The sequence below is a fragment of the Lentilactobacillus rapi DSM 19907 = JCM 15042 genome (assembly GCF_001436255.1).
Lineage (GTDB): Bacteria > Bacillota > Bacilli > Lactobacillales > Lactobacillaceae > Lentilactobacillus > Lentilactobacillus rapi.
Map to the genome: position 1 here is coordinate 1 of NZ_AZEI01000046.1, position 8,244 is coordinate 8,244.

6 protein-coding genes and 1 other annotated feature are annotated in these 8,244 nt (G+C 44.8%); of the genes, 4 read left to right on the forward strand and 2 right to left on the reverse strand.

Features of this window, described 5'->3' with window-relative positions; genetic code table 11:
- The coding region (locus FD12_RS05910) for a DUF5776 domain-containing protein (protein ID WP_162258721.1) at positions 1–1,329 on the forward strand (1,329 nt) is incomplete at its 5' end.
- 91 nt (positions 1,330–1,420) lie between these two features.
- On the opposite strand, the gene FD12_RS05915 is transcribed toward FD12_RS05910, so the two are convergent.
- On the reverse strand, positions 1,421–2,107 hold the full coding sequence (locus FD12_RS05915) for a CPBP family intramembrane glutamic endopeptidase (RefSeq protein ID WP_056982178.1): 687 nt from the start codon (positions 2,105–2,107) through the stop codon (positions 1,421–1,423).
- A gap of 1 nt (position 2,108) precedes the next feature.
- Positions 2,109–2,462: a VOC family protein gene (locus tag FD12_RS05920; protein WP_054749064.1), complete on the reverse strand. Its 354-nt coding sequence runs from the start codon at positions 2,460–2,462 to the stop codon at positions 2,109–2,111.
- A 523-nt stretch (positions 2,463–2,985) separates the two neighbouring features.
- Between FD12_RS05920 and FD12_RS05925 the strand changes: the two genes are divergently transcribed.
- The 3 genes from FD12_RS05925 to yjeM all read left to right on the forward strand — a co-directional run bounded on the left by FD12_RS05925 (position 2,986) and on the right by yjeM (position 8,155).
- Positions 2,986–4,524, forward strand: a complete 1,539-nt coding sequence (locus FD12_RS05925; protein ID WP_054749066.1) for an ABC-F family ATP-binding cassette domain-containing protein — start codon at positions 2,986–2,988, stop codon at positions 4,522–4,524.
- A gap of 130 nt (positions 4,525–4,654) precedes the next feature.
- Positions 4,655–4,913: a binding site (T-box leader), on the forward strand.
- A 204-nt stretch (positions 4,914–5,117) separates the two neighbouring features.
- Positions 5,118–6,401, forward strand: coding sequence for a histidinol dehydrogenase (gene hisD / locus FD12_RS05930; RefSeq protein WP_056982172.1), 1,284 nt, complete (start codon positions 5,118–5,120; stop codon positions 6,399–6,401).
- A 221-nt stretch (positions 6,402–6,622) separates the two neighbouring features.
- The gene (yjeM, locus tag FD12_RS05940; RefSeq protein ID WP_056982176.1) at positions 6,623–8,155 is read left to right on the forward strand and encodes a glutamate/gamma-aminobutyrate family transporter YjeM; all 1,533 of its coding nucleotides are present in this window, start codon (positions 6,623–6,625) and stop codon (positions 8,153–8,155) included.
- Positions 8,156–8,244 lie beyond the last annotated feature (89 nt).

Below are 8,244 nucleotides of genomic sequence, written 5' to 3' on the forward strand. Positions count from 1 at the left end.
ACTCGCTTTTTACATAGAAGTATATCAAAAATCATAGATCTTGGACAGCTTCTTAGCGAACAGGCAGGTTTGATGCCTGGCGCTGGCGGTGGCGGGGTTTATTCATCCAACGAAGAAATGGATCACATGGACGGCACACCAATTGCCAATGGCTATGAGCACTATATGATTGCCAAATATCGGACACTACCGGGGCGGGGCCGAGCAACAGCGGTGATGAGTTATTACTTGCCTTATGTGATTGACAAGCAGCAGGTGCAACCCGTGACCGTTCAGTATGTCGATGAGGCCGGTCAGTCAGTTCATGAAGCCCAAACGATCAATGGAAAAATGAATGATCCGTTTGATTTGGCGGATGCCAAGTATCAATTGGCAATTCCTGGTTATACGTTTAAGGCTTATGATCCTGTCCAGACGGGTAAGCTTACCGAAAAGGGACAAACCGTTAAACTGATTTACACGAAAAATCCGTCACCCAAGGACGATCCAGTGACGCCAACGCCAACTAATCCAGTCACGCCTGCGACACCCACAACGCCAGTAACTCCGAATAATCCAGGAGTTGACGTTACGCCTAAGAATGACCCAACGCAAAATTCCGTAGCGCCGACTGTTCCGACAAAGGAAACTGAGGGCTTGGCTAAGATTAATGAAGTGGTCTATTCTCTGAAGAAGATTTATTTGTACCAGCATCCAACCTTTAAAGTGGCTGAACGAAAAGCAGGCTATGTTAAGAAGCCACGGGTATTTCGACCAATGTTTGTAGTGAGTGGGTATGCTCGCTCCAAAGACGGCAATTTGCGCTATAAGGTTCGGGATGTTAACCACCAAAGCAAAACAGACGGTTGGACTGGCTATATTACCACTCAGTCTGCCTATGTCCGCCCAGTCTACTATCACAGCAGCCACAAGACATTGACGGCGATTAATCCTCGCGGCGTTAATGAATATACCAATAAGAATCTGACAGGTAAGGTTCGCAATATCAAGCAGGGAACGGTACTCAAAGTTAAGCAGTTTGTGACCCACAACTTGACCACCCGTTATCAATTACCAAATGGTCATTACGTGACCGGTAACCGAAAACTGGTGAAAATGGGTCGGCACAAACAACCGCGTCAAGTAATCATTAAGAAGGGCGTTAATCGTTATGCTAACGCAGACTTCACCAAGAAAAACGGGCATTTGACCAAAGGTGCTAAGTTGACGGTCAAACGCTTCACGTTCAGCCATCAAGACTCGATCAAAAATGGTGGTACCAAACGCTTTGAAGTCAAGGGCGGATTTATTACGGCCAATCCGAAATTTGTCAAAGCGATTTATAAGTAAACTGGCACCTTTAAATGGCCGTAAAAAAAGCTCAGCAGCTTATCCGATGTGGACAGCTGTTGGGCTTGTTTGATTATCCTAAAAGCGAGTTTTAGAGAATTGACAATAAATTATTCATCATATGCAGGGCCATGCTATAGCGGATATCTTTGAAGTGCAGGTACGTGTATGCAAGCAGCCAACCTAACGCTGAATAGATCAGCCAGTTAATATCGAAATTCATATCGTGCAAAAAGCCAAATACCATGCCGCTCACGAGGATAGCTAACCCGTTATTCAGACGAGTGTTTTTATTGAAAAAGTAATTCATGAAGATGCCGCGGCAAATCAGTTCCTCAAAAATTGGCGCCAGAACCACTGCAAACAAATCGTTCCACAGTGGTATTTGGGTAATGGTTTGGTTGATGGCTTTTTGATTGGCTGGTAAATCCAAGAAATGATTGATAACCAGCCACCCCCAAATTGACTGAACAGCGATGACGATCATAAAGATGATCAACAGCTGACCGATTCGCCCAAAAGTAACGGGTAATCTGCCAAAATGCCGCGGGTTGCTTTTAACGAGTTGCCGTCCATAACGCCAGCCGATAAATCCGAGTGCCAAGGCAATGATCAGTAGCGAAATCCCCAGGACTTTATGCAATTGAATGAGGGCTGTGTAACTGCCAGCCACGTCGAGGGTTCCAGAGGCCACGAGGTAAATCAATAAAAAGCCAATCCATTTGGCAATTTGGAGAACTTTGGTTGCCCCATAGCGAAGCGCTTGATTTGGTGTCATTTTATCTAAATTCGTTAACTTCAATGCGGTTTTTATCCGGGTCCAAAATCGTGATGGAGTTAACGTTTCTCCTTACTTCAGTTTTGGTGGTTGGTTCATCAACAATATCGACGAAGTAGTTAATCAAGTGGGCCTTGATATCTTCCATCGAGTCCTTTGCAATTAAGCCGAATGAAATTGGATGGTCAACCTTGTCTTCTTGACGAAAGTCCAGGAACATTTTGCGCAGGTCAGCGCCCTTATCACCGTTTGGCAGGTCAACTATCCGCAGGTCGAATACTTCATGATAGAATCGCAGGCTGACTTCAAGGTTAGATACGGGGATGGTGATGTACTCAATTTCTCTAATATTCATTTCAAAACATCCTTTAAAAAAGTAATGAATATATTATATACCATTAGTTTAATTTGTCAGCGGTTGCACTACTTGACCATGCGTTTAATTAAGAGTAACGTAACAAATTGTATGATTAAATGACGAAATTAAGGTGTGTGGGAGCATAACTGTAGTTAAAAATGTGGCTATATTGGATAAAACAGATGAGATTTATAGGCCATCGCGTAAGTTATCCGGGCTACATAGCCGAATGGTGCTCCGCAAAGCAGAAGTCTGCACATAAGTCACTTCCACCAAAAATCCAAAGTCCGGATTTCTGGTGAAAGCAACTTATGCTCCGACTTCTAACCGCTTTGTTTCGCACACTGTTGAATGGTGCTCCGCAAAGCAGGGATCTGCATGTAAGCACCTTGAACAAAAATTCCAAAACCGGGAATTTCCGTTCAAGGCGACTTACACTCCGATCCCTAACCGCTTTGCTACGCACACTACTATAAAAGGAGTGAATCACTTGCCATTACTATCTGTTTCGGGTCTTTCCATGAGTTTTGCTGAAAAGGATCTGTACAAAGACGCTGAATTCACGCTGGAAAAAGGCGAACATATGGGGGTTGTCGGCCAAAATGGGGTCGGGAAATCAACCCTGATTAAAATTATCACTGGCAGCGAACTGCCACTATCCGGCGACATTAAGTGGCAAAAAAACATCAAGATTGGGTACTTGGATCAATACGCTGACATCGAAGACGACTTGACGCTTACCCAGTTTTTGCAGACCGCATTTGCTGATCTCTATGATAAGAGTCACCAATTAAATAAACTATACGCCGATTATGCGAATAACGGCGATGATAAATTAATGGAACGGGCCGGCCAGCTTCAAGATGAACTGGACTCCAGTAATTTTTATGAGATTGACACTCGAATTAATCAAACTATCACGGGTCTAGGCCTTGATAATATTGGCCGGGATCATTTGGTTGGGAAGATGTCTGGTGGTCAGCGTTCTAAAATTATTTTGGCTAAAATGCTGTTGGCTGATCCAGATGTCATTTTACTTGATGAGCCAACCAACTATTTGGATACTGCTCAGATCGACTGGTTAATTGATTATCTGAACAGTTTCAAAGGATCCGCCCTGGTTGTTTCCCATGACTATGATTTCTTGGAGAAAATTACTAACTGTATCATTAACGTGGCTTTTGGTAAGATTACCAAATACCGTGGCAGCTTCAAGCAGGCTATGCGCCAACGGGCTGAACGGGAAGAATTTCAACAGCGGGAGTATGATAAACAGCAAGTTGAAATTGACAAAGCAGAACGGTTCATTCGCAAGAACAAAGCCGGTTCCAAGGCGACAATGGCCAAGTCGCGGGAGAAAAAGCTGGCCCATATGGATAAGATTGATCCGCCGTCAACGAACATTAAAGCCAGCTTCAACTTCCCTTACGAAGAGACTGGTTCACATGAAGCCTTGACCGTTGATCACCTTTCGGTTGGGTATAACAAGCCGCTTTTGAAGCCGGTGACCTTCACCATTTCGATGGGTGAAAAATTTGGTTTTGCTGGCTTTAACGGGGTCGGTAAATCGACCTTGATTAAGACGATTCTCGGCCAATTAACTGCAAAAGGTGGAACGGCGAAATTTTCACCGTCTTCTAAGATTGGCTACTTCAGCCAGGAACTTTCCTGGGACAATAATCGGATGACGCCCATGCAGATTATTTCCGATAAGTTCACTAAGTTAAACCAAAAGACCATTCGGACCAAACTGGCTAAGTGTGGTCTGGATTCTGCTAATGCAATGAAGCCAATCGGTCAGCTTTCCGGTGGTGAGCAGACCAAGGTTAAATTAGCGATGATGGAATTTACACCATCAAATTTCTTAATCATGGATGAGCCGACCAACCATTTGGACGAGGAAACCAAGGAAGCCCTCAAACGCGCGCTTGATCGTTTCCCCGGCAACCTCATTATCGTCAGCCATGAGGATAGCTTTTATGATGGCTTGGTGGATAAAGTGCTGAACGTGGAGAAGTTGAGTCTAAAAGAACAGCCAGTGATGCGTGAAGAACAATAAAAGATGCTGATTAAGCCTAACATTTTACGACGTTGGGCTTTTTGTTTGGCGAAAATTTTGAAAAGATGCTTGACATATTTTTCCGAGGTGGTATTCTAGCACCATCAACGAATTAAAAATAAATAATAAATATGAAGTTATGATTAGAAAAGTAATTGTTCATTTCACATAAAGAGAGCCTCGTTGGTGAGAAGAGGCTGCGGTGGACGGTGAAAACACATCTATGAACTGAGTAATTGAACCAAGTAGGTTACTCCGCTAGTCAGCGTTACCACGGCTACTTTAACTGTTCTTCATTTCGATGGACGACTAGTTATTAGCAGCGTAAGGTCGTTTCATCGTGAGGTGGCGACAAAGATGAGGTGGAACCGCGACAGATCGTCCTCAGATATTACTATACGTAATGTCTGGGGATTTTTTTATTGAGTGAGCGGATTGCAACGGGTGATGCGGTATCTAAGGTGCTTTAGGCTGAAAGCCCGGGCTTGGGTTTTAGTCTGAAGTTCCTTAGATGTTAGCATCAGTTGCAAGGAGCTGTCCTAATTAAACTCTAATTATAATCAACACATTTACAGAAATGGAGAGTGGCACATATGCAAATTATTGAAGATTCATTAGACAACTTATTGAAACAGGTAGCGATTCGGACTAACAAGGTAGCCAACCGAGCTGAGGTTGAAAAAGCAGTTGACGATATTATTGCCAACGTGATTGAAAATGGTGATCAGGCGCTGAAGGATTACGAAAAAAAATTTGACGGTATTGACCTCAAAGACCTGCGCGTTAGTCAGCAAGAAATTGATGATGCCTATGCCCAGACTGATCAAAAGGTGATTGATGCTTTGAAGCTGGCTAAGGCTAACATCACTTCATTCCAACAAATGGAGGTTGAAGAAAGCTTTATTGACGCCAAGAAGAAAGGCGTCATTCGTGGGGAAAAGATTCAACCGCTGGCTGCAGTTGGGTTGTACGTTCCCGGGGGGACGGCTGCTTATCCTTCATCCATTCTGATGAACGTGATCCCCGCCAAAATTGCTGGGGTTGGCCGGATTGTCATGGTGACACCACCTCAAAAAGATGGTTTGAGTAAAGCCGTTTTAGCCGCTGCCAAGATTGCCGGCGTTGATGAAATTTATACGGTTGGTGGCGCTCAAGCAATTGCTGCGTTGGCCTATGGTACCGAAACAGTTCCTCGAGTTGATAAAATTACCGGTCCCGGCAATGTCTTCGTGGCAACTGCGAAAAAGAAGGTCTTCGGTCAAGTTGACATCGATATGATCGCGGGTCCATCTGAAATTGGCGTGATTGCCAGTTCTCAATCAGTACCCAGTCAAGTGGCGGCAGACCTGCTGTCACAAGCTGAACATGATAAGTTGGCTCGGCCGATGTTGATTACGGATGATCGGCAGTTAGCCGATGCCGTCAACAAAGAATTGGCGCGCCAAGTTGCGTTATTGCCTCGCCAAGAAATTGCCCAAGCTGCCATGGATAATGAAGGCTTTATCGCAGTCGTTGACGATATTGATGATGCCTTCACCCTGATGAACGCCGTTGCGCCAGAACATTTGGAAGTCCAACTCCCAGATGCCATTGAGTATCTAAATCAAATTAAGAATGCCGGATCAGTCTTCCTAGGCTTCTCAGCTTCAGAACCACTTGGTGACTATCTTGCCGGTCCTAACCACATTTTGCCAACGGGTGGTACGGCACGATTCTTCTCACCATTGGGTGTCCAAGACTTCGTGAAACGGACACAGTTTGTTTCCTATACAAGAGAAGCTTTGGCAAAGGAAAAGGATGCCATTACAACGCTGGCAAGGGTTGAGGGCTTGGAAGCCCATGCTAGAGCGATTGAAAGTCGTTTTGAAGAAAAGTGAGCGGATCAAAGCGATTAACAATCGGGGTGTAAGTCTCCCGTATCAGAAATCCGGGTTTTGGATTTATGATACGGGTGCTTACATGCAGATTGTTGCTTTGAGGAGCTGTCCTAAGAAAAGTGAGCGAATCCAGGCGGAGCGTAAGTCCCACTGCTTTCCTAACCCAAATAGCCAGGAAGGTTTGACACAACAAATGATAACCGAAACAAGGAGCATTGCTTATGAAGAAAATTGCAACCAATAAATTAACTTTGATGAGCGTCATGTTGATGATCTTTACCTCAACTTTTGCCTTTGATAATACGTCGATCGCTTATTACACAATGGGTTACGCCGGCATTATCTGGTATGTCCTGGCCGCATTGTTGTTCTTCGTGCCCTCATCACTGATGTTTTCAGAATACGGGGCATCTTTGCGGAACGAAGCCGGTGGGGTGTTCTCCTGGTTGTCCAATTCGCTGGGGACTAAATGGGCATTTGTCGGCGGCTTCGTCTGGATTGCCTCATGGATCATCTTGATTGTGTCCACCGTATCTAAAATTTGGATCATGTTGTCGACGACGATTAGTGGCTCCGATCAGACTGGCCAGTGGCGTTTCGGCGGGCTGGATTCCACCGAAACAATCGGTATCTTGAGCATCGCATTTTTCTGCATCGTGACCTTCGTTGCCACTAAGGGGCTCACCAAAGTTGCCAAATTAGCAGCGGTTGGTGGAATTGCCGCCGTTGTCTTGACGATCTTCTTCTGTATCGCCAGTCTGATATTGTTAAGTATGAACGGGTTTCAACTCGCGGAACCGATGAACTTGCCAACTAGTTTGTTAAAGTCACCAAGGGCAAGTTACCAATCACTGAGCTCAATCGTGTCATTCCTAGTATTTGCAATTTATGCCTACGCCGGGATTGAAGCCATGGGCGGCGTGTCCGATAAGATGAAAAACGCCAAACGTAACTTCCCATTGGCGATGGCATTGGGTGCGTTTTTAATCACCATGATTTATGCACTATTTATCTTCCTGTGGGGCGCTTCCGCCAATTGGTCAAAAGTGTTCGATGGCTCGGGCGTTAATTTAGGAAATACGACTTATGTTTTAATGAGCAACTTGGGCTATAGTTTAGGTCAGCAGTTCTCGCTTGGTGCCGCTGGAGCACAAACCCTGAGTTTCTGGTTCGCCCGGTTTGGGTCGTTCACCATGCTGATCAGTTATCTGGGATCATTCTTTGTGATCGTATATATGCCGATTAAGTCATTCATTTTAGGAACGCCAAAGCAGTTGTGGCCAAAGGCATTACCAAAGTTGAATGCATACGGGATGCCTGCGAACGCAATGTGGATGCAGGCCGGCGTGGTCAGTGCGTTGATCGCGATGACTTCGTTTGGTGGCAAATCCGCCGTTGATTTCTATAATGTATTGACGTTAATGGATAACTTGTCATCAACGTTGCCATATCTATTCTTGGTGACTGCATTCCCATTCTTCAAGGCCAATCTGTCATTGGAAAAACCGTTTGTGATTTACAAACGCAAATGGGTCTACATGACGGTGACCGTTGTGGTGGATCTCCTGTTAATGATCGGCGTGTTCTCAACGGCCATTTCCGCAATTTCTGAAGGGCAGTATTGGGATTTGACGCTTGAATTGATCGGACCGTTCTTCTTCGGAATGGTTGGTTATGTATTGTTCAGATTGTACGAGCGAAGAAGTCAATTATTGTCGCAGAACCCGGATGTACCGGAAGGGTTGACGAAGTGAGCTTGATAAATTCAAAAAGTGTGCAAAGAGGAGTCTGAACTGAACCCCTTGAATTGGAGAAATCTAATTCAAGGGGTTTTATTATGTTT

What these genes read in the sequence shown, in the direction of transcription:
- FD12_RS05915 (WP_056982178.1), bottom strand. Translation starts at nt 2,107, where the DNA reads ATGACACCAAATCAAGCGCTTCGCTATGGGGCAACCAAAGTTCTCCAA.
- FD12_RS05920 (WP_054749064.1), bottom strand. Translation starts at nt 2,462, where the DNA reads ATGAATATTAGAGAAATTGAGTACATCACCATCCCCGTATCTAACCTT.
- FD12_RS05925 (WP_054749066.1), top strand. Translation starts at nt 2,986, where the DNA reads ATGAGTTTTGCTGAAAAGGATCTGTACAAAGACGCTGAATTCACGCTG.
- hisD (WP_056982172.1), top strand. Translation starts at nt 5,118, where the DNA reads ATGCAAATTATTGAAGATTCATTAGACAACTTATTGAAACAGGTAGCG.
- yjeM (WP_056982176.1), top strand. Translation starts at nt 6,623, where the DNA reads ATGAAGAAAATTGCAACCAATAAATTAACTTTGATGAGCGTCATGTTG.